This window comes from Streptomyces sp. NPDC003379 (assembly GCF_053589195.1).
In genome coordinates, this window is record NZ_JBSFRK010000017.1 from 15,181 (window position 1) to 36,526 (window position 21,346).

19 protein-coding genes and 1 pseudogene are annotated in these 21,346 nt (G+C 68.0%); 10 read left to right on the top strand and 10 right to left on the bottom strand.

The genetic code is table 11. The annotated features are described in order from the left end of the window. Positions 1 to 112: 112 nt before the first annotated feature. Positions 113 to 712: a hypothetical protein gene (locus tag ACWDVB_RS18495; protein WP_451519369.1), complete on the bottom strand. Its 600-nt coding sequence runs from the start codon at positions 710 to 712 to the stop codon at positions 113 to 115. A 487-nt stretch (positions 713 to 1,199) separates the two neighbouring features. Between ACWDVB_RS18495 and ACWDVB_RS18500 the strand changes: the two genes are divergently transcribed. After that, positions 1,200 to 2,720, top strand: coding sequence for a glutamate--cysteine ligase (locus ACWDVB_RS18500; RefSeq protein ID WP_451519370.1), 1,521 nt, complete (start codon positions 1,200 to 1,202; stop codon positions 2,718 to 2,720). A gap of 43 nt (positions 2,721 to 2,763) precedes the next feature. Here the strand turns inward: ACWDVB_RS18500 and ACWDVB_RS18505 are convergent, their stop codons facing one another. Beyond that, positions 2,764 to 4,650 carry a substrate-binding domain-containing protein gene (locus ACWDVB_RS18505; RefSeq protein WP_451519371.1) on the bottom strand — a complete coding sequence of 629 codons (1,887 nt, stop codon included), beginning with the start codon at positions 4,648 to 4,650 and terminating at the stop codon, positions 2,764 to 2,766. 167 nt (positions 4,651 to 4,817) lie between these two features. Here ACWDVB_RS18505 and ACWDVB_RS18510 point away from each other — a divergent pair, with 167 nt between their 5' ends. After that, positions 4,818 to 5,621, top strand: coding sequence for a CPBP family intramembrane glutamic endopeptidase (locus ACWDVB_RS18510; protein WP_451519372.1), 804 nt, complete (start codon positions 4,818 to 4,820; stop codon positions 5,619 to 5,621). A gap of 92 nt (positions 5,622 to 5,713) precedes the next feature. On the opposite strand, the gene ACWDVB_RS18515 is transcribed toward ACWDVB_RS18510, so the two are convergent. Beyond that, positions 5,714 to 6,535, bottom strand: a complete 822-nt coding sequence (locus tag ACWDVB_RS18515; protein WP_451519373.1) for a PhzF family phenazine biosynthesis protein — start codon at positions 6,533 to 6,535, stop codon at positions 5,714 to 5,716. 430 nt (positions 6,536 to 6,965) lie between these two features. On the opposite strand from ACWDVB_RS18515, the gene ACWDVB_RS18520 reads away from it, so the two are divergent. Further along, complete coding sequence (locus tag ACWDVB_RS18520) at positions 6,966 to 7,409, top strand: hypothetical protein (RefSeq protein ID WP_451519374.1); 444 nt, start codon at positions 6,966 to 6,968, stop codon at positions 7,407 to 7,409. 472 nt (positions 7,410 to 7,881) lie between these two features. Here ACWDVB_RS18520 and ACWDVB_RS18525 read toward each other — a convergent pair whose 3' ends face one another. Further along, positions 7,882 to 8,370, bottom strand: coding sequence for a MarR family winged helix-turn-helix transcriptional regulator (locus ACWDVB_RS18525; protein WP_451519375.1), 489 nt, complete (start codon positions 8,368 to 8,370; stop codon positions 7,882 to 7,884). On the opposite strand from ACWDVB_RS18525, the gene ACWDVB_RS18530 reads away from it, so the two are divergent. Further along, positions 8,363 to 8,815: a tautomerase family protein gene (locus tag ACWDVB_RS18530; RefSeq protein ID WP_451519376.1), complete on the top strand. Its 453-nt coding sequence runs from the start codon at positions 8,363 to 8,365 to the stop codon at positions 8,813 to 8,815. The two genes, ACWDVB_RS18525 and ACWDVB_RS18530, sit on opposite strands and share 8 nt — an antisense overlap. A 352-nt stretch (positions 8,816 to 9,167) precedes the next feature. Here the strand turns inward: ACWDVB_RS18530 and ACWDVB_RS18535 are convergent, their stop codons facing one another. The 4 genes from ACWDVB_RS18535 to ACWDVB_RS18550 form a co-directional block, all read right to left on the bottom strand. Next, on the bottom strand, positions 9,168 to 9,920 hold the full coding sequence (locus ACWDVB_RS18535) for a recombinase family protein (protein ID WP_451519377.1): 753 nt from the start codon (positions 9,918 to 9,920) through the stop codon (positions 9,168 to 9,170). Between the two features lie 27 nt (positions 9,921 to 9,947). Next, positions 9,948 to 10,112, bottom strand: coding sequence for a hypothetical protein (locus ACWDVB_RS18540; protein WP_451519378.1), 165 nt, complete (start codon positions 10,110 to 10,112; stop codon positions 9,948 to 9,950). 88 nt (positions 10,113 to 10,200) lie between these two features. Beyond that, positions 10,201 to 10,674 carry a helix-turn-helix domain-containing protein gene (locus ACWDVB_RS18545; protein ID WP_451519379.1) on the bottom strand — a complete coding sequence of 158 codons (474 nt, stop codon included), beginning with the start codon at positions 10,672 to 10,674 and terminating at the stop codon, positions 10,201 to 10,203. Between the two features lie 189 nt (positions 10,675 to 10,863). Further along, positions 10,864 to 11,127: a DUF5372 family protein gene (locus ACWDVB_RS18550; protein ID WP_451519380.1), complete on the bottom strand. Its 264-nt coding sequence runs from the start codon at positions 11,125 to 11,127 to the stop codon at positions 10,864 to 10,866. A gap of 50 nt (positions 11,128 to 11,177) precedes the next feature. Here ACWDVB_RS18550 and ACWDVB_RS18555 point away from each other — a divergent pair. Next, a pseudogene (locus tag ACWDVB_RS18555) lies at positions 11,178 to 12,062 on the top strand (Mu transposase C-terminal domain-containing protein); the annotation flags it as partial. Continuing rightward, the gene (locus ACWDVB_RS18560; protein WP_451519381.1) at positions 12,059 to 13,078 is read left to right on the top strand and encodes a TniB family NTP-binding protein; all 1,020 of its coding nucleotides are present in this window, start codon (positions 12,059 to 12,061) and stop codon (positions 13,076 to 13,078) included. The pseudogene ACWDVB_RS18555 and the gene ACWDVB_RS18560, both read left to right, overlap by 4 nt. 1,069 nt (positions 13,079 to 14,147) lie before the next feature. On the opposite strand, the gene ACWDVB_RS18565 is transcribed toward ACWDVB_RS18560, so the two are convergent. Next, positions 14,148 to 14,750 (bottom strand): DinB family protein, encoded by a 603-nt coding sequence (locus tag ACWDVB_RS18565; RefSeq protein WP_451513810.1) that lies wholly within the window; start codon positions 14,748 to 14,750, stop codon positions 14,148 to 14,150. Between the two features lie 248 nt (positions 14,751 to 14,998). Here ACWDVB_RS18565 and ACWDVB_RS18570 point away from each other — a divergent pair, with 248 nt between their 5' ends. The 4 genes from ACWDVB_RS18570 (at position 14,999) to ACWDVB_RS18585 (ending at position 20,539) form a co-directional block, all read left to right on the top strand. Next, positions 14,999 to 15,826, top strand: a complete 828-nt coding sequence (locus tag ACWDVB_RS18570) for a TnsA-like heteromeric transposase endonuclease subunit (protein WP_451513809.1) — start codon at positions 14,999 to 15,001, stop codon at positions 15,824 to 15,826. Then, positions 15,814 to 17,907: a Mu transposase C-terminal domain-containing protein gene (locus ACWDVB_RS18575; RefSeq protein WP_451513839.1), complete on the top strand. Its 2,094-nt coding sequence runs from the start codon at positions 15,814 to 15,816 to the stop codon at positions 17,905 to 17,907. The genes ACWDVB_RS18570 and ACWDVB_RS18575 overlap by 13 nt, the downstream gene beginning before the upstream one ends. Further along, positions 17,904 to 18,965, top strand: a complete 1,062-nt coding sequence (locus ACWDVB_RS18580; RefSeq protein ID WP_451513808.1) for an AAA family ATPase — start codon at positions 17,904 to 17,906, stop codon at positions 18,963 to 18,965. Before ACWDVB_RS18575 ends, ACWDVB_RS18580 begins: the two co-directional genes overlap by 4 nt. A 995-nt stretch (positions 18,966 to 19,960) precedes the next feature. Next, on the top strand, positions 19,961 to 20,539 hold the full coding sequence (locus ACWDVB_RS18585) for a PadR family transcriptional regulator (protein ID WP_451513807.1): 579 nt from the start codon (positions 19,961 to 19,963) through the stop codon (positions 20,537 to 20,539). Between the two features lie 165 nt (positions 20,540 to 20,704). Here ACWDVB_RS18585 and ACWDVB_RS18590 read toward each other — a convergent pair whose 3' ends face one another. Continuing rightward, positions 20,705 to 21,133: a type II toxin-antitoxin system Rv0910 family toxin gene (locus ACWDVB_RS18590; RefSeq protein WP_451513806.1), complete on the bottom strand. Its 429-nt coding sequence runs from the start codon at positions 21,131 to 21,133 to the stop codon at positions 20,705 to 20,707. Positions 21,134 to 21,346 lie beyond the last annotated feature (213 nt).

The window sequence follows — 21,346 nt, forward strand, 5'->3', positions numbered from 1 at the left end:
TCTTCGGGTGGTTCGGTCTGGCCCGTCCGGGCTAGTCCACCTGGGTGGGGGCAGCGCGATGCCCCGCCGCCAAGGGCGGCGGGGCACGTGCGACAAGAGGGGTGTGGCGACGTCAGGCGGGCGAGCCGAGCAGGGGCGACGGCGTCAGGCGATGGGCGAGGACCGGGAGCAACTCGGCGACGCGGTGCGGGCGGTGGGCCGCGATGCCGGGCGGGGCCGGCGCGAGGGGTACGAGCAGGTCGGTGGGGGAGAGGGGGGCCTCGGTGCCGTTGTCCGTGCAGTCGCGGTGCAGCCAGAGCGTGAGCATATAGAGCTCGGGTACGGAGAGCAGCCGGGGCTGGCAGGGCATCGGCATGGCCTCGGCGTGCCGCAGGGCCCGTTCGGTGGAGGCGATGTAGGGGCCTTCGAAGAAGTGCGAGAAGGCCCAGCCGTCGGGGGTGAGCATCGTGTCCGCCGCGGCGAGGGCGCGCTCCCCGCAGCGGATCATGAAGCGCCAGCCGGCGAGGCGAGTGGGCGCGGCGCCCTCGGGAATGGTGCCCTCTGGAGTGGTGCGGCCCAACACGTGCACGGGCAGCGGGAGTTCGGGGCTCACGGAACCCTGGGCGGCACGCAGGGACGGGGTGCGGGCCTCGCGTACGGCTGTGGGGGAACCGAGTGCCGCGAGAACGCTGCGCAGGGCGGGGGCGGGGGCAGGGAGGACGTGCAGCGGCATGGTGGGTCGCCTCTCTCATTCGACAGGCACGGTGGAGCGGGGGCAGGTGCGTGACGGCGCTGTCAGCTCTGGGTCAGAGGGGCGGGGGCCGGGGGACCGCGAGCGCCAACTCTCTGCCTAGAGTGCGGAGTTTATACGAGCCGTGTTCGAACCATGTTTCATCTAGACGCGGTCGATATTGCGGGCAAGGCGTTATCAGGTCGTCTTTACGAGGGTTTTATCACGATTTCACGTGGGCGTCACTTCGGTGACCTCGTATTCCGCAAGTCGAGCGGTCGGCCGATTCCCGTCGGTGCTTTTGACCAGGCACTTCGGAAGGGAATCTTCACCGTGCCGCATGCCCGGCGAATGTGCCTGGCGGCAGCGGTACCGAGCGTACTGTCCGGTGGGCCGCCATGGGGCGTTATCGATCACATTGCCTGGGCATCATCCCCCGTACACAGCAGCGGCCGGGCCCTTGGCTGCCCATTCGAGGAGGGACACTTCGATGGGGGAGAAGGTCGTGGCGGGCGCGTTCGACCTGTCCGATCGGCACCAGTACCGCAGGAAGCTCCGGGAGTGCCTCACGGGGCTGGACCGACTGTTGGAGGAGGAGCGGTTCGATCGGCCCAGGAATCTGATGGGCATGGAGATCGAGCTGAATCTCGCCGGGCCCGACGGACTGCCGAGAATGTTGAATGCGCAGGTTCTGGAGCGCATCGCGAGCCGGGATTTCCAGACGGAACTCGGAATGTTCAATCTGGAAGTGAACATTGCCCCGCACCGGCTCGGCGGACGCGTTCTCGACCGGCTCGCCGAAGAAGTACGCACCGGTCTCAACTATGCCCACAGAAAAGCGAACGAGCTGGACGCGGGCATCGTCATGATCGGCATACTCCCGACGCTGAACAGAGCCGATCTGGTCTCCGCGAACCTCTCCGACGTGGACCGCTACGCCCTTCTGAACGAGCAGATCGTGGCGGCGCGCGGTGAGCGTTTCGCCCTCGACATCCAGGGCGTGGAACGGCTGACCTGCACATCGACGTCGATAGCGCCCGAAGCGGCGTGCACGTCCGTGCAGTTGCACCTCCAGGTCACCCCGGGCCGGTTCGCCGATGTGTGGAACGCGGCGCAGGCCGTCGCCGCGGCGCAGATCGCCGTGGGCGCCAACGCGCCGTTCCTGTTCGGCCGTGAGCTGTGGCGCGAGTCGCGGCCGCCGCTCTTCCTCCAGTCCACCGATACGCGACCGCCCGAGCTGCAGGTCCAGGGGGTGCGGCCGCGGACCTGGTTCGGTGAGCGGTGGATCACCGGGCCGCTTGAGCTCTTCGAGGAGAACCTGCGGTACTTCCCCGCGCTGCTGCCCCTGATGGACGCCGAGGACCCACTGGGCGTCCTCGACGCGGACGGGGTGCCGAGGCTCGGCGAACTCGTCCTGCACAACGGCACCGTGTACCGCTGGAACCGCCCGGTGTACGGCATCGCCGACGGTGTCCCGCATCTGCGCGTCGAGAACCGCGTGCTGCCCGCCGGGCCCACCGTCACCGATGTCATCGCCAACGTCGCCTTCTACTACGGGCTCGTGCGGGCGCTCGCCGAGGAGGCCCGGCCCGTGTGGACCCGGCTGCCCTTCGAGGCCGCCGCCCAGAACTTCGACGTGGCGTGCCGCCACGGCATCGACGCCCGGCTGCGGTGGCCGCGGCGCGGCAGGCTCGGCGGCACCGTCGAGCTGCCGGCCGTCGACCTCGTACGCGATGAACTGCTGCCGCTCGCGGCCGCCGGGCTCGACGCGTGGGGCGTGGAGCGCGCCGACCGGGAGCTGTACCTCGGGGTGATCGAGGAGCGGTGCCGGCGGCGGGTCAACGGCGCGTCGTGGCAGGCGGCGACGTACCACCGTGCCCTGGAGGGCGGGCTCACCAGGGAGGCGGCGCTGGCCGCGACCACTCAGAGCTACTGCCGGCTGATGCATGAGGGCGAGCCGGTGCACACGTGGCCGGTGGGGCTTTTCGCGTCGGCGGTGCCTACGGGCTGAGGCCGCGGGCGGGCAGGGGCGGGCGTGGTCCTGTCGGCCGGGGTCAGCCCTGGTTGCTGCCGGCCTCCATGATGGCCTTGAGGATGACCGCGTGGATCTGCGCCGGGTCGTCGACCTGGTGGCCGGAGCCGCCGGTGGCCGCGGCGATCTGCTGGACCTCGTCCTTGTCCGCGTCGGGGCCGACGGCGATCGCGATGATCGGCACCGGCTGCTCGCGTTCGGAGAGGTCCTCCAGCTGTGCGATGAGGGAGCTGCGCGAGATGCTCCCGGGGTCCTGATTGACGCCGTCGGTCAGGATCACGAGGGCGTTGAACTTGCCGCTCGCATACGTCGACCTGGCTTCCTTGTAGGCGGCGAGCGTGGTGTCGTACAGGCCGGTGGCGCCGCCCGGCACGGGCTGCAGATCGCTGAACGCCTTCGAGAGCCTGTCGCGGTGCGTCGCGCCGCCCTTGCGGTCGCCGAGCCGTTCGGTCGGCTGCAGCTTGCGGTAGTCACGGGCGCCGTCGAGCCGGGTGGCGAACTCCCACAGGCCGATCTCGTCCTTGTCCGTGAACCCCGTGAGGGCCCGGAGCAGCGAGCCCTTGGTGACCTCCATACGGGACTGGGCGCGGCCCGGCACCAGTTGGCGCATGGACTCCGAGGCGTCGACGACCGTGCTGAGCCGGGCGCTCTGCACGGTGATCGTCCACATGCCGAGCGTCTCCTGGATCTGCTTGTCGGAGGGCGGCTCGGTGGCCTCGCCCGCGTACGGCTGCGGGGTGCGGCCTCCGGCGGCGGTGACGAGCTTGTCGGAGGGCTGGTCGGGGTCGGTCCTGAACCCGTGCTCCGTCAGGATCCTCCGGCCGTCCTCGTCGCTGAACATCGTCATGAAGCGCAGCGCCGCGCGGCTCGTGTCGGTGGACATCTTGTCGTCCGCGACCAGCGTGTACGGGTAGTCCAGCTGCGGCGTGCCGTCCTTGGGGTAGAAGAGGTCGAGGCGGCGCCCCTGGCCCGCCGACGCGTTGTGCGTGAACGACGCCTGCTCGGAGAGGATCAGCACCTGGTTGCGGTGGGGGGCGCCCTTCCCGGCGCCCGTGTTGGCTTTGGTGCCTCCCGTGCCTCCCGTGCCTCCCGTGCCTCCCGTGCCTCCCGTGCCTCCCGTGCTTCCCGTGCTTCCCGTGCCTTCGGAGCCTTTGGTGGTGCTTGATTCCTCGCGGTCCAGGGTGTCCAGGAGCTGGCCGTCGCTGTCGGAGGTGCGTGTGGACAGGGCCTTGGCCATGGCGGCGGCCTGGGTCTCACCGTCCTTGCCGCCGTGCTTCTTCGCGGACGCGCCCAGCTTGGCGAGCGCGAGCAGACCGGTCGCGCTGCGCGCCGGGTCGGCGGCGCCGAGGCGAGGCTTGCCGTCCTTCATGGTGGCGGCGGTCAGCTCCGGCCAGTCGTACGTCTTTCTGGGCCAGCCCAATGACTCGGCGGCGGTCGGCAGCATGGCGATGCCGACCGGTGACGAGGCGATGTTGCCCGTGGGGGAGACCTTCGTCTGCTTGGTGCCGAGCCCGACGCGCTGCACCCACAGGTCGGAGTCGGGGACCCATACGTCGTACACCGGATCGCCTTTGCCGGCCCGCAGCTCGTCGGCGACCTTGTACGAGTCACGGGCGGTGACGCGTACGTCGATGCAGTGCCCGTCCGAGGTGATCTCCTTCTCGCGGGCGTCTTCGGCGGCGGCGCGAAGGGCGGGGGTCACATCGGGAGCGGCGACGACGTCCAGACGTACGGCGTCGTCGTCGCAGGAGCCGCCGAGGGAGAGCACTCCGCTGCGCACCGCCGCCGCCGCGCCTCCCGCGACCACGAGAACGAGAGCCGCGGCGACGGCGACCGTGCGGCCACGGGCGCGCGGCCGGGGGTCGGGTGCGCCCGTCCCCTGTTCATCGGGCAAGCTGTGACGTCCCATGGCGGTGGTGCCCCTCCTTGAGTGATGAAGCAAGGAAAGAGGGGGCGGTACGCCCGGAACCGGCGGCCTTCCCCCTCGGCCTGTCGCACACGATTTTCGTAACTTCTTTCGAGACCCTAGCGGGACGAGGATGGGGATGAGGCGGGATTACTCAACTGGAGGCGTCAGTGCAAGCGGAGCCGGGGCCGATGGCCGGTTCTTTTCCCACGGACAAGCTGTCGCGGCGAACGCTGCGGGACGAGACGCTGCTCGTCCTTGCCCTCTCGCTGGGGGCGAGCGGCGTGTCCGCGCTGATCAGCTTTGTCGGGTCGGTCACCAGACCGGGCGGTCTGAAGGACCAGGCGGCCACGATGAACGCGTCGGCGGCGCCGGGGCGGCCATGGCTTGATCTCGCGTGGCAACTGTTCGGAATCACCAGCGCGTTGGTACCGGTCGCGCTCGTCGCGCACCTCCTGCTGAGGGAGGGGGCGGGCTTCCGGACCATCGGGTTCGACCGGGCGCGGCCGTGGCCGGACCTGGGGCGCGGCACGGTGATCGCCGCGGTGATCGGCAGTACCGGGATCGCCTTCTATCTCGCGGCCCGAGGGCTCGGCTTCAACCTGACGGTGGTGCCGGAGGCGCTGCCCGACGTGTGGTGGAAGTACCCGGTCCTCGTGCTGTCCGCGGTGCAGAACGCGGTTCTGGAGGAAGTGATCGTCGTCGGCTATCTGCTGCGCAGGCTTGGGCAGTTGGGGTGGACGCCGATGGCCGCGCTGGTGGGCAGTTCGGTGCTGCGCGGCTCGTACCACCTGTATCAGGGCATCGGCGGGTTCGTCGGGAACCTGGCCATGGGTGTGGTCTTCGCGCTGCTCTACCGCAGGTGGGGGCGGGTCGGGCCGCTGGTCGTGGCCCATTCGCTGCTGGATATCGGGGCGTTCGTCGGGTACGCGCTGCTCGCGGGGAAGGTGGGGTGGCTGCCTACGCCTTCGTGAGGGTGGGGCAGGGGGGCGATTCGGGGGGTGGCTGTGGGGACGTACGGATTTCTCGTACGTCCCCACAGTGCTGTACGCGGACGGGGTCGCCGTCAGGCGAAGAGCTCGCCCTCGATGACCGTGACCGCGCGGCCCGTCAGGAGGGTGCGCTCGCCGCGCAGCTCCGTGTGGACCAGGCCGGTGCGGGGCGAGGCCTGGAGTCCTGTCAGCTCCGTGCGGCCGAGGCGCTCGGACCAGAAGGGGGCGAGGGCCGTGTGGGCGCTGCCCGTCACGGGGTCCTCGTCGATGCCGACGCGGGGGAAGAAGCAGCGCGATACGAAGTCGTAGCCGCCGGAGGGGTCTTCGGCTCGGGCCGTGGCGATGATGCCGCGCTTGGAGTGGCGTACGAGGGCCTTGTGGTCCGGGGTGAGCGCCCGCACCGTCTTCTCGTCGGCGAGCTCGACCAGCAGGTCACCGATGTGCCGGCCGGTGTCGTACGCGGCGAGCGGCTCGGCGCCCAGGGCTTCGCCGACGCCGTCGGGCACGTCGGCCGCGGTGAGCGGGGCGGTCGGGAAGTCGAGGGTGAGGTTGCCGTCCTCATGAGCGGTCGCCGTGAGGACGCCGCCGCGCGTGGCGAAGCTGACGGGGCCGGTGGCGGCGCCGGTGGTGTGCAGGACGTGAGCGGTGGCCAAAGTGGCGTGTCCGCACAGGTCCACTTCGGTGGCCGGTGTGAACCAGCGCAGGGCCCAGTCCGCCTCGCCGCCCTCGGGGAGACGGTGGGCGAAGGCGGTCTCGGCGTGGTTGACCTCCCTGGCCACGTGCTGCAGCCAGGTGTCGTCGGGGAAGGCATCGAGGAGCAGGACCCCGGCCGGATTGCCGGCGAAGGGGCGGTCGGTGAAGGCGTCGACGATGCGGATGCGGTGGGAAGTCGGCATAGGGCTGACGGTAGAGGGCTGCGGAGCGGTCGGGGTAAGGCCAATTGGGAGGGAGTGGACTGGGGGGTGGCTTGTGGGGGTGGTGGGGTGCGGGGTGGTGGGCTGTGAGGTTGCGGCCTGGGGGGTCTGCGGGGTCGCGGGCTGCGGGGGTGGGGTCGGCTAGTTCATGGGGGCCGGCGGACGGCACAGGGACCCCCGGGGTTGCGGAGAATGCGGGCCGCCGCGGCTTCCGGGGCCGTACCGGGCGAGGCGATCGGGGGGCGATGGATTTACGGCCGTCGCCCGCCCGCCCGGCAGGGCCTGGCAGGGCCGGGCAGAGCTGTCCGGTTTCAGCGAACCTTGACCGATCTCACTGAACTTTGACTGGTCTGCTGCGGTTGATCAGGGAGCCTGGGATCCGCCGACGGAGGCGTGGCGAAAGATGTGCACCATGCACGAGACCTTCCGCTTCCGCTACCTCCACGCCGGTATGGGCCTGACCGCCGACTTGCGAGCCGACGTATACGAGATAGACGGGCCCCCGCCCCAGCCCGCCCTCCTCATCCACAGCTCGCTGTATCTGCGCCTACCCACGGACCGAACCCCGTACTGGCTGGAGGCGGCCTGGCTTGCCTTCGGGGCTTCCCTGCACGCCGAGCAGCTGTGTGGCGGCCGCGCCCTAGTCCTCGACGTTGATGCATTCAAATACCCAGGCGCCGATTTCCGCGCGGAGGTCGGCGCCCTCGCCCTCGATGGATGGGTCCACCGTCGCTTCGGCCTCGCCCCCTGCGGTGCCTCGGTGACCTACAACAAATCCTCGCGCCGCTTCACCTTCAACTGGCCGAGCCCGGTAGCCCCCTTCGCCGACGAGTTCCCCACGCCAGGCCCGGAGTGAGTTGCCGCCGCTGCTCGCAGATCCGGGACAGCGGCGCCCGGACCTCCCTGACTAATAGTGGAGCCCGTCAAAGTTCAGTGAGAACGGTCAAGATTCAGTGAGACAAGGCACGCCCGTCTCTAGGGGTGCCAGGCCGAGGTGTCCTGTCTCAACGAAGTCAGGCGTCTGCGCCTCGCTGATCTGCGTGGACTGCATTGGGTGAGACGCGGGGAGTTGGTTCGTTGAGACGCATCTCTGGGGCTAGGACCGAACCGGCTGCGTGCTGTCCGGTCTCAGGTCGGGCTTCCGCTGTACTGGTCGGGCCGTCAGGCCCTGGCGCTGGCGACTTCTGAACCGTCGATGTAGTCACGGACTCGCGACATCAGTCCGTTGCGGACATGGAGTATCAAGCGATCTCGAGGCGGGAAGATGTTGGTGAGAGGCGAGAGCGGCTGTGTCAGCAGACCGCGCTGTGCCGACTCCGCCAAGCCCGCTAACGCAGCTGCGCGTTCCGATGCTGGTCGCCCGCCTGCTCCAAGGCGGCCTCGTAGGCGTGCAGGGCGGTGATGACTGTGGCGCGTTCCGCGGGGTCGAGACCGCGCATGACGCATTCCCAGGCAGAGGCGCTGCCAGAGAGCCATTCTCCGATCGGTGCGGCGTAGGTGGGGGCGATGGCGATGATGCGGCGGCGGCGGTCGGCGGGATCGGCGGTGCGCTGCAGGACGCCCGGTCGTGACAGCTCGCTGACCATGAGGCTAACGGTCGTCGGGGCCACCTCCAGCCGAGCGGCCAGCTCATTGATGCTGGTGGGGCCGTCGTACTCCAGGTGGGCCAGCAGCGCGAGGTGTCGCGGTGCCAGGTCCAGACCCTGGAGCGCCGGAGGTATGGGCAGACGCTTGGCGCGGCCCACGAGTCGTGGCATGAGCAACAGCAGGGTGCGGACGGCCTCATTGACGGCTGGACCGTCCGGTTCCGTGGACATCAGCGACCTCTTCCAGATATCTTTAGGGGCAAAGGCTTTGGATTCAAAGGGAACGGGGCCCACTATGCCGCATCTGACCGTCCACCTTCCAGAGAACAGGCTGACCGGGAACGAACCCATGCTCGTCGACGCACTGACCGATGCCATCGTCGACGTCTATGGCGAATGGGCCCGCGACCTCGTAAGCATCCGTCTGGCCGGAGTCCCCGCAGGCCGTTTCGCGCAGGGTGGCAAGGCCGTGGACACAAACGCCTCGGTGATCTTGGGCGTCCGCGCCAGCGTCTTCGACCGCCCCGACTCCGCCCAGATCACCGCGCGCCTCGGCACCGCGCTCACCGACGCGATCACGCGCGTCGTCGGCGATGACCTCCGCGCCGGCACCATGGTCGAACTCGTGGCGTCACCGCCAGAACGTACCTTCGTCGGCGGCGCCCTCGCCGTGTGACCCTCCATCTGGGGCATCAATGACGCTCACCGTGCGACCAGCGAAACATACGCACGGCATCGCCATCCTCGAACCAGCCCGTCACACAGTCCCGCAGTGGACGCCGACGACGCCCGTGCACGACGCCCGTGTACGACGCCCGTGCACGGCGCCCACGTACGACGCCCGTGCACGGCGCCCACGTACGACGACTCGATGCACGGCCTCGCGTGATCCACCCCAGCCGGTACAGCCATCCAGCACACCTCAGCACGCTCAACCGTGAGGTTCGCTGACACAGAAGCCCGAACGACTCGGTTCGTGTCCCGTCGCAAAGGATCTGGTCCATGAGACCGGCTCTGACCTGGAGCGATCAGATCAAGTGCGCGATCGGCGCCCAGACGACGGTGCCCTTGTCGGGTCCGGAGGCCAGGCGGCGGGGAAGCTGCAGCCTGTCGTGGTTGAAGGACTTGACCACTCCGGTGGCCGAGCCCGCGGTGTCGAACCGTTCGAAGACCTGGGTGATGGCCATCACGATGGCGGTGTCCGGGTCGAGGACGACCTTGCCGGACAGGTCGTAGACGAGACCGATCGGCAACGGCTGGATCAGCTCTCCGCGTCGGGCCTTGGACAGCTGTCCGCCGCGAAGACGGCCCTTGAGCAGGTGCAACTCGGCCTCGGACATGGTCCCTTTGAGACCGAGCAACAAGCGATCATTGAAATCGCAGGGATCATAGAGGCCGTCCTCGTCCAGGATCAGAGTGCCGGCCATCGCGCAGAGCTCCAAGAGCCGGTGCCAGTCGGTGTTGTTGCGCGCGAGCGGGGACACCTCCAGACCGAGCACGATCCCGGCATGTCCCATGCCGATTTCGGTCACCAGCTTCTGGAAGCCCTCCCGGTCGGCCGCCGACACCCCGGACTGACCCTGATCAGTATCGATGACGACGATCCGATCCTGTGGCCAGCCCAGCGCGACAGCCCGGCCCTTGAGCGCGTACTGCCGCACCGCCGACTCGGTGTTGTTGAGGACCTGCTTGAGCGAACTCTGCCGGACGTACAAGTACGCGTCCCGGGCCAGATGCCCGGCGGTCACCTTGAGCGCGGGACCGAACAGCACCTCATTCATCACCGACACTCCCTGCAGAACGGCAGGTCACGGCGCATGCGCCAGCACCATGGACGCCCAGATACGCACAATCTCCGGCTCCAGGCCACAGACGGTGTCCGATGCCACGGGCTGCGCGGGAGCCCGCGGAGTGGGCGGCGACAGTGCCATGGCGACCGTGAGGAACGTGGCCATGCCCTTGTCCAGGAGCACGGCCAGCCCCCGGCGGCGGCCTGCGTGGCCAGCCGCTTCGCGCAGCTGCTCGTACTGGCCGGCCAGATCACCGGCAGCGGAGCCCAGGTCAGGCCCGGGCTCTGGTATCCCCGCTCTCCCGGACCTCCCGCCGCCGGGCCAGTGCCCGCTCGATCGATCGCGGATGGACCGGGAACCCGAACTCCGCCTCGACCCGCATCGCCAGCAACCTCGCCCCGGGCACCGGAGCGCCGCTGATCCACTCGTCGACGCGGGCCATAACCTCCTCTGTCAGCTTGCGCGGACCCTTCGGGCCGGGCTTGCCCGGCACCAGCGCCATCGGCCCGCCCGCATCGAGCGCGGCGGCGATCTCGTAGAACGTCTGACGGCAGTAGCCGAACGTGCGGGCCGCCTTGGTGACCGGCACCTTGTCCACGCGGACCCTGCGCACCATCTCGTACTTGACCTGCACCACATCGCGCGGATCGCAGAACGGCGAGGATAGGAACACCGCGTCGGTCACCAGCTCCGGGCACGGGTTCAACGACCTGGTCGCCGCCAGCGCCGCCACCTTCGGATCCACTACTGCTGCCACCGTGCCACCTCCCGCTCGGGGCCCCTGTCGGAACGATCCCGCCGCCCAACCATCCGGACAAGTCCCCCAGCACGGCGCATAGAAGCAAAAGCAGCAGGTGCAGTTCAGGGCCGCCCGCTCCCGTGACGCGAACGTACGCCCACGTCGTGAGCAGATGCGGCATCGATCGTCCGACGCTCACGGCGTCAACCCGCCGACACCGCTGGCGCGGAGCGCGTCCACAAGATCCGCCACCGCCAGCAAGTCCTCCAGCCGGAACGGACAGCGTCCTGCGGCGATCACGATGAACGGGTCGACCGGGTCGATGTCCGTCCACACCGCAGGCAGCGACATCACCAGCCCGTCCTCATCCAGGACCGCGACCCGGTCCGCATCCCACGCCAGACGGCGGTCGACGTACACAAACTCGCGCCCGAACAGAGGGTGGAACGGGTGCGTCACCCGCACAACACCAGGCCGATCGTTCTGATCGGGTGCAGTCGACGACTCGTGACAAGGACACGATCGAGAAGATGCTGGGCTCCGTCGCGACGATGTTCGCCCAGTTCCTCCCCGGCTACACCGGCCGCAACACCGACCACCGCGGCCGGCACCCGGAGGAGGAGAACCTGTGGTCACTGCCTGAACTCCAGGACCTGCTTGACGAGTGGATCGTCGCGAAGTGGCAGAACCGCCCGCACGAGGGGCTGCGTGATCCCGACCACCCGGGACGCCTGTTCACCCCCAACCAGAAGTACGCCGCCCTGGTCGAGGCCTGCGGCTACGTCCCGGTCGCGCTCAGCGGCCAGGACTACATCGAACTCCTGCCCGCGGCCTGGCGGGCCGTCAACTCCTACGGCATCCGGATCAACAACCGCACCTACGACGCCCCCGAACTCGGGCCGATGCGACGGCGCGACTCGGGCATCACCGCCAAACGCGGGCTCTGGGAGGTCCACCGTGACCCCCACGACGTCTCCCGCGTCTGGGTACGCAATCACCGCGGCGGCGGCGAATGGGTCCAGGCGACCTGGAAGTACCTGAACCGGGCTCCGGTCCCCTTCGGCGACCTGGCCAGGGACCACGTCAGCCACTAACTGCCCAAAGCCACCGAGGAAGAACTCGCCGAGGCCGTCGCCGCCCTGCTTACCCGCGCACACGCCGGCCCCGCCCGGCCGACGGCGAAGAAGAGCAGGAAAGCCGCAACGGCCAAGAAGGACCGCCGCGTCGCGGCCCGCACCAAGGCCTCCACGCCGACGGCGGCGACAACACCGCCACCGCCGAGCACGCAGAACGAACCCGCCCCGCACGAGCCGGCGGAGGACGACGAAACCATGGCCGAGGTGATCCCGCTGGGGCTCTTCGACCCGCTCGAGGACCCCTGGAAGAGATCATGACGACGATGCCCGACAGCGGCCCGCACGAGGACTTCGGCCAGTACCTGACCGTCCTGCCGGGCTGGCAGCAGTTTGTCGCGTCGACGACCAGTACCACGATGACCGTGCTGACGAAGAACGAGTACGACGCCCTGAGTAAAGAGAAAAAGTACGACTGCGACGAGGACCGGCTTGACCACCACGCCCGTCTCCAGGTGGTCGCCACCTCCACCGTCCGCCGCACCGTCACCTGCGGACGTCGACTGACCGTCCTCGACCGCGGTGCCATCAGTGCACGCCGCGGCTTGATCGTCACCGGTCCGGCCAACACCGGCAAGACGATCGCTCTGACCCAGCTCGGCCTGGCCCACGAACTCCAGGACCGTCGCCGGCACCCCGGGCAGGACGAGCGCATACCGGTCATCTACATCACCGTCCCGCCCGCCGCGACACCCCGCATGATCGCCGCCGAGTTCGCCCGGTTCCTCGGTCTCCCTGTCCTGCGGAGTTCCAACATCACCGACCTCACCGAAGCCGTGGTCGGCGTCTGCACCAAGGCCCGCACCGGGCTCGTCCTGGTCGACGAGATCCACAACATCTCGCTGCAGACCCGCACCGGAGCCGACGCGTCCGACACACTCAAGTACTTCTCCGAGCGGATCCCGGCGTCCTTCGCCTACGCGGGCATCGACATCGAGGACAGCAGTCTCCTGACCGGAACCCGCGGCGACCAGATCGCCGCCCGCTTCACGGCAGTGGACACCCACCCTTTCCCCTACAGCGCGGAATGGAAGGCCCTGGTCGCCCAGTTGGAGGCGAACCTCCTGCTGCACCAGCACAAGCCCGGCACCCTCACCCGCCTGGACCGGTTCCTGCACACCCGCACCGGTGGCATGATCGGCACCCTGTCCCACCAGCTCCGCGGGGCCGCCGTCGACGCCATCCTCACCGGCACCGAAAAGATCACCAAAGCAGGACTGCTGGCCGTCGACCTCGACATCGCCTCCCGCCGCAAGCAGCCCGGCACCGACGGATGACGTCGTCGGTCCCGGACACCGAGGTCGCCCGCCTTCCGATTAAGGTTCGTCCACGACAGGGAGAAGGAGTCGCCTCGTTCATCACCCGCCTCGCTAAGGCGAACTACCTTCCCCCGGCCTACCTGCGGAAATACCTCGCTGAACCGCCCATGCGCCGGGGCAGTCCGACCTGGCCCCGCGTTGCCGCCGCCGCTGGCCGTGACCCGGCCGAGCTCCGGCAGATACTGAACACGGTCAACTGCGAGGAGTGCGGGGCCCCCATACAGTCCAAAGCGATCTTCGGCGTCAAGCCGCTGACCTGTTCGAGAGCCTGCCGGCAGAAGAGATACCGCAAGCGCTACCCCGCCAGCCAGTGGCGCCGGGAACGCTGCCGGATCTGCAGGAAGATCATGAGGATGCGTATCGGACAGCGCCGCCCTCTCTGCTCGTCGGCCTGCCGACGAGCCGCCTACCTCGAACGGCAACAGCGACGCACGCCACAGCCCGAAGCACCTTCCGGACTGCGAGGCGACGCATCATCGATCTGTGTGATCTGCGAAGTCCCCCTGGCGCCGAGCACCGCGAAGAGCCAGCGTCGCACGTGCTCGCAACGCTGCCGCCAGTCCGCCTACCGCTGGAGAGCAACACCACCACGTCCACCCCGTCCACCGGCCCCGCCCCGCAAACCGGCACCGACGCCTTCCCGCACATGCGAGATCTGCGAGCAGCCCTTACCTCCTGGCCGCGGACGGTCACGGCGCCGCACGTGTTCAGCCCGATGCCGTCAGCGGGCCTACCGGTCGTCCGAAGAGCAACGTGCTCAACAAGCCGCTCCGGCGACACCCCCCAGCCCCGTCCCGTTGCCTGGACCTGCGGCTTCATCCAAGACGGCCGGGGCGAGGGCTGACGCCCTCGCCCCGGCCCGCAACGAATCCCTTGAAACACCGCCCTGCCCGGTTTGTTCAGGCCCTATGCCAGAAGGAAGCCACAGGTCACAGCGCCGGACATGCTCCCAGCGCTGCCGCCAGAAGGCATATCGACGGCGGAAGGCGACGCAGCCCCGATAGAAGATCGTCGCCGCTGTCCCGCCTTATCGAAGGCTGGGCGGGCTCAACGAGTCTTGAGCGCGGTGGCTGTCGGCCGCCGCCTGGATGCGGGCGTGATACTGCTGCCACTTGGCATCGTCGCCGAAGCCATCGTGATCTGATCCGGCTTTGCCGTCGATGAGCTCTCGCAGGACATCGGCGTGGCCAGCATGCTGGGTAGTCTCGGAGACCATACGGACGAGCAGCACGCCCAAGGTGGTGGCCCGGCGGTCTTCGGGCCAGTGCGGCACCTGGCCCGGGGTTTCGAGTGCGAGATCCGCGATGGTCCGGTCGGCATGCGCGCAGGCGCGTTGATAGAGCCCGATGATGTACTTGCTGGACTCATCGGGCCTGGCCCACATATCTGCGCCTTCCCAGATGGAACCGTCCTCGACCCAGGCCAGCGGCTCTGGTGCCGGCCGGTCGAACGATTCGCCGAGGTATCCGTACTCAAGACCTGCCAGATGCTTGACCAAGCCCAGCAGGTTTGTGGCGGTGGGCGTCATGGGCCGGCGCATGTCGTATTCGGTGAGTCCCTTCAGCTTGGAGAGCAGACCGGCCCGTCCTGCCTGCAGCTTGCGGTGCAGCTCCGCTTTGAGATCGGTCACGTGGTCCTCCTTAAAGGATGCGGCCACCCAACCACGCGGCTCTGACAAGAAGCTGGCGATGCACCCGGGGCTGACGACGGCCGACACTCACCGCCAGCGGTCATCCTCCACTGTCACAAATCCACAAGCAGTCAGCCCTAACTGGCACAAGAGTCAGTTGGTCGCCCTTCGCTGGCAAACGATCAACGTTCACTGGCACAGGTCAGCACTGACCCGTCTCGGTGAAGATTCCGCGATTCTCAGCGAAGGTGAACGGACGGCTCCTAATCTCACCGAAGGTTGAGCACCTGCTTGGCCTGGGGGCTGGGGGTGCGGTGGAAGCTCTGTCGCGTGCGTACGGCGACGAGGCGTTAGCAGCGTTTGAGCTGGACTTTCTCAGCGATGGAGAGCGTCGCAGGCTCCCTCTGGGGGCGAGTTGGCAGGTTTCCTTCGAGACGGTCAAACCTGTCCGGCCGTTCCGTTGGGACAAGGAAACGCCGGGCTTCGCCGGCTGGTACTACTCGGTGACCGCGCGGGATCACGTGGGCTATGAGTCGTGGCTGGAGCGAGACCGGTTGATCCTGCTTGACCGCGATCCGCAGGTGACGGCGATATCGTCGCAGCCCTTCTGGCTGCACTGGGACGACGGCCGAAGACAGCGCCGACACGCTCCTGACTACTTCGTCCGGTTGGCTGCGGGGCAGGCCCGGGTCGTGGATGTCCGTGCCGAGGATGACATGGACGAGCGGACACGGGAGGCCTTCGCGGCGACCGAGCGCGCTTGCGAGGCGGTGGGCTGGGAGTTCGAGTGGGCTGGCCGTCCTGATCCGGTGCTCATGGCCAACGTCCGGTGGCTGTCGCGGTATCGCAGGGCACGCTCAGGTCGGCCGGAGGCTGTGGCCGAGAGCCTCCTGGAGGTGTTCAGCGAGCCGAGGGGCTTATGGGAGGGCTCCGGACTCGTTGGCGACCGGATCCAGGTTCTGCCAGTGCTGTTCCACCTGCTGTGGTCGGGGAAGTTGAAGGCGGATCTGTCGGGAGGACTGATGGAGACCGGGAGCCTCGTCTGGGCGAAGGGGCTGCAGCGATGGGTCGGTTGACGCGTCCGCCGGCTCTGGTGGTCGGTGAGAGAGTCCGATTCGATGGGCAGGTCCGGGGAGTGCTTGAGGTGACCACCCAGGCCGCGGTCCTGGAGGACGCCGGGGATCCGCACCGGGTGGTGGCCTTGATCGAGCTGTTCGAGGCGGAGGACTTCGAGGTCTTGTTCCGCCCGGAGAGGATGCCTCTGCCGTCCTCTTCCGTTCTGGAGGCGCTCCCGGCGGCAGCAGTCACACAGGCACTGTGGTGGGAGAGCCACATCCTGGAAGTGGTGCACGGTCTGCCGCCGGACGCGGAGCCCGGGACGGAACCGCGCGAGGAGTACGGGCCGGGCACGTCGCTGACCGCGCGGGAGAAGGCCAAGGCCTCGGAACTTTCGAGGGCTGGGCACTCGGTGACGGCCAGCACGGTCGCCCGGCTGCGTCGCCGCTATCTGAAGGACGGGGTTGCGGGGCTGGCTGATGGCCGCGCGGCCCGCAAGCGGCCGGAGTTCGGGACGGTGGACCCCGGGGTGGTGGACGCGATGCGTCAGGCCATCAAGGAAGGCATCGACGCCTCCACCCGGACCGCGTCCTACCTGATTTGGAGGACGAAGGAGATCCTCGAGCAGACCGAGGAAGGACAGGGGGCTACGTGGCCGTCCAGGGCCACGCTCTACCGGTTGGTGGAGAAACTGACGGCGGGCACTCACGCAACGGGCTCGGCCGTCACACGTCGGTCGAAGGCCCACACGGCGGCTGTCCCGTTCGGGGAACTGACTGTGAGTGCTCCGGGCGAGGTCATGCAGATCGACTCCACCCCGCTGGATGTGATGGTCCGGCTGGACAACGGGGTCGTCGGCAAGGTCGAACTCACGGCGATGATCGACGTCGCGACCCGGACCCCGACAGCGGTCGTTCTCCGGCCGTCGACGAAGTCGGTTGACGCCAGCGTGCTGCTGGCCAGGACTGTTACTCCGGAACTGATGCGCCCGGGCTGGGTGGACGCGCTCAAGATGTCCCGCTCCGTTCTGCCGCACCGGCGGCTGCTGACCCTGGACGAGCGTCTCGAGCACGCGGCCGCCAAGCCGGTGATCGTCCCGGAAATGATCGTCTGCGATCACGGGAAGGCGTTCATCTCACGCAACTTCCGGGCCTCCTGCCGGTTCCTGGAGATCGACTTCCAGCCGACCCACAAAGGCGCGCCCTTCGAAAAGGGCCACATCGAGAAGATGCTGGGCTCGGTCGCCACGATGTTCGCGCAGTTCCTCCCCGGCCACACCGGCCGCAACACCGACCACCGCGGCCGGCACCCGGAGAGGGAAAACCTGTGGTCACTGCCCGAATTGCAGGAACTGCTCGATGAGTGGGTTGTCGCAAGGTGGTTGAACCGCCCCCACGAAGGACTACGCGACCCCGACCACCCTGGCCGGCTGTTCACGCCGAACCAGAAGTACGCCGCGCTGATCGAGTCCTGCGGCTATGTCCCGGTCGCACTGAGCGGCCAGGACTACATTGAGCTCCTGCCCGCGGCCTGGCGGGCCGTCAACGCCTACGGCATCCGGATCAACAACCGCACCTACGACGCCCCGGTACTCGGGCCGATGCGGCGACACCATTCAGGTGTCACCGCCAAGCGAGGTCTTTGGGAAGTCCACCGCGACCCCTACGACGTCTCCCGAGTCTGGGTACGCAACCACCGCGGAGACGGCGGATGGGTCCAGGCGACCTGGAAATACTTGAACCGGGCCCCCGTTCCCTTCGGCGACCTCGCCTGGGACCACGTCAGCCACCAGCTGCCCAAGGCCACCGAGGAAGAACTCGCCGAGGCCGTCGCCGCCTTGCTGACCCGCGCACATGCTGGCCCTGCCCAAGCCGCTGAGGGAAAGAAGGGCAAGAAGAACAAGCCCTCCAAGCGGGACCGGCAGGTGACCGCACGGACCAGAGTCACAGCTCCGGCCGTGGTCCCTCCACAGCCCGAGCCGTCCCAGGAGACCGCAGACGAGCCCGTTGCGGAAGAACAGCAGGAAGACGAAGAACCGATGGCCGAAGTGATCCCGCTTGGGCTCTTCGACCCGCTTGAGGACCCCTGGAGACGCCCGTGAACACCCCGCCGGCAGACCGGCCGGATGACTTCGGCCGCTACCTGACGGTCCTGCCCGGCTGGCGCGCGTTCGTCGCGGCCTCCCGCAGCAAGCCGATGGTCATGCTCGGCCAGGCTGAGTACGCCGCGCTGGTTCATGAGGCTGAATCCGATGCACTGGCCAAAGAGGAGAAGAACACCTACGACGAGGATCGTCTCGACCACCATGCCCGCCTGCAGGTGGTGGCCACTTCGACCATCCGGCACACCGTCACCTGCGGACGCCGCCTGGTCATCCTCAACCGTGGCGCGATCAGCGCTCGCCGAGGCCTGATCGTCACCGGGCCAGCCAACACGGGCAAGACGATCTCCCTGACCCAGCTCGGACTGGCCCACGAACTCCAGGACCGCCGCCGTCACCCGGGCCAGGACGAACGCATGCCGGTTATCTACATCACCGTCCCGCCGGCCGCGACACCTCGAATGATCGCAGCCGAGTTCGCCCGCTTCCTCGGCCTCCCGGTCCTGCGAAGCTCCAACATCACCGACCTGACCGAAGCCGTGGTGGGCGTCTGCACCAAGGCCCGCACCGGGCTGGTCCTGGTCGACGAGATCCACAACATCTCCCTGGACACCCGCACGGGAGCCGAAGCGTCCGACACACTCAAGTACTTCTCCGAGCGCATCCCCGCGACCTTCGCCTACGCGGGCATCGACATCGAAAACAGCAGCCTGCTGACCGGCACCCGCGGCGACCAGATCGCCGCCCGCTTCACCTCGGTCGCCACCCATCCCTTCCCCTACAACGCGGAATGGAAAGCGCTGGTCGCCCAGATGGAAGCCAACCTGCTGCTGCACCAGCACAAACACGGCACCATCACCCGCCTGGACCGATTCCTCCACACCCGCACCGACGGCATGATCGGCACTCTGTCTCACCAGCTCCGCGGAGCCGCCGTCGACGCCATCCTCACCGGCACCGAGAAGATCACCAAAGCGGGACTCCAAGCCGTCGACCTCGACATCGCCTCCCGCCGCAAGCGCCGCAGCGGACCCGAGCAACCAGGTCAAGCCGGGTGAGTTCGCCTTCCCGAAATGGCGAGCAGATCGCGAGACTCCCGTTTCAGATCCGCCCCGTCGCCAGCGAAGGCGGCACATCGTTCATCGCACGCCTCGCCAGGGCCAACTCCCTGAAACCCCGATACCTGCAGAGGTTCCTCAGAGACCCGTCTAGTCCACGCAGCACGCCTTCCTGGGAGCGCCTGGGAGCCATCACCGGCCGCGACCCAGACCGGTTAAGAGACATCCTTGAATCCACCAAGTGCAGGTCATGCGGCACAAGAATCCCGCCAGGCCCTAGCTACGGCCGCCCCGCATACCTCTGCTCGGCTCGCTGCCGACGCCGTGTTCGACCCAAGCGGGTCCTGGTTGCAACCTGCAGGATCTGCCAGTTGCCCATGAAGATCCAGTTCGGCCAACGGCACCGGCTCTGCTCGACGACTTGCCGTCGTACTGCTTACCTCCTGCGCAAGCGCGACGAAGTCGCGCATGTCCAGTCCGAAGCTACCGATCCCCAGGAAGGCGCCGAGGCCGACATCGAGAGGACCTGTCTGGTCTGCGAAAAGCCTCTTCCTGCGACATCTCGTCCGTCCACGCGGCTCTGTTCGTCTGTCTGTCGGGTCAATGCCTTCCGATGGGACAAGACCGCGTCCCAGACAGCGTTCACCTTGATCACGACCGCCTGCGCGTTCTGCGGAAGGTCGATCCAGCTCTCAAGCTCGTCACCCCAGACCAGTCGAAAATGGTGTTCAAGTCGCTGCAGGGCACGAGCAAAGCGCACCTGAACCGCCGCCCCGGTCAGTCATTCACTGAGACAAACGGGAGGCTGGTGAACCTTCACCGAGACGAATGGTGATCCATCAGCCTTCGCTGAGATCCACTCAACCTTCATCGAGACAGGTCAAGCACCCGGCCCGCGAAAGGTGTTGTCATGCCAAGTCTTCCGATATATCGTTGACGCATCGCGATAGAGACGCGAGTGATCGATGATCGGATAGACAGAAGGAGTGATCGTCATGCGTTCCCATGGTTTTCAACACGGGCACGGAGGTGGCCGTCGCGGTGCGTTCGGCCCGTTCGGCCCCGGCTTCGGTGGGCCCGGTGGCCCCGGAGGTCCCTGGGGCGGCCGCAGCGGACGGGGTGGCCCGCGGGGCAGGGCGCGGCGCGGCGATGTGCGCGCGTCGATCCTGGCCCTTCTGCAGGACCGGCCCATGCACGGCTACGAGATGATCCAGGAGATCGCCGAGCGCAGCGGCGGGGCGTGGAAGCCCAGCCCCGGTTCGGTCTACCCGACCCTCCAGCTCCTGGAGGACGAGGGTCTGATCAGCAGCGCGAGCGAGGGCGGCAAGAAGCTCTTCTCGCTCACCGACGCCGGACGTGAGGCGGCCGAGGAAGGGCCCGACGCCCCTTGGGAAGAGGCCGGACGCGGCGTCGACTGGGACACGCTGAACGAGATCCGGCAGGCCGGTTTCGGCCTGATGGAGGCGTTCGGCCAGGTCTGGAAGACCGGCAGCAAGGAGCAGCGCGAGAAGGCGGTCTCCGTCATCAACGACGCCCGCAAGAAGCTGTATCTGATTCTCGCCGATGAGGACTGAGAGGACTGAGAGGACTGAGAGGACTGAGAGGACTGAGAGGACTGAGAGGACTGAGGTGATGGAGGTCGGTGACGGCTTCCGTCGCAGATGAGGCGCCCCCACCGATGCGTGCGGGGCGCCTCGTTCGTCTGTGGAGGGGGTGTTGTGAGTTTTCGGGCTCGCGCCTCAAGACACCAGGGCGGCCAGCTTGCGCAGCGACTCGTTCAGCGCGGCCGTCGCCGAGTCCTTCAGTTTGCCCGCCATCAGGGAGACGGCGGCGCCGGTGAACTCCCCGTCGATGCGGACCAGCGTCCCGCCGCCGTCGGGGCTGAGGGTGTAGCGGGTACGGACGTTGACGCCCATCGGGCCCTTGCCGGTGATGGCCAGGGTGCGGGCGGTGACCAGCTCTTCGATGGTCCAGTCGACCTCGGCTGGGAAGCCCATCAGTTTCATGTTCTCCATGAAGGTGCCGCCCACCTTCAGTGAGGCAGGGCCGCCCTTGGGGAAGCTGGTGTGGGTGGCGTTCCACTCGCCGTACGAGGAGAAGTCGGTGAGCTGGGCCCAGACCTTCTCGGCGGGCGCCTCCAGCCGTGCCTCCGCGCTGACTTCGGCCATTGCGGGCCACCCCTTCCGTCGGGCGCTGCGACAGCCGCAGCTGCGGTGCCGCGGAACGTAGCCGCAGGGCCGGAAACATTCAATACTGATGATCCGTCAGATTGCGCTCCGAGCCGTCTGACCCCGTTGTTTGTCAGGGAAGTGGGGTACTGTTCCCCCTGCCCTGTGACGGACGCAGGCGACGCGCCTTGGAGGTGAGACCCATTACCGCAG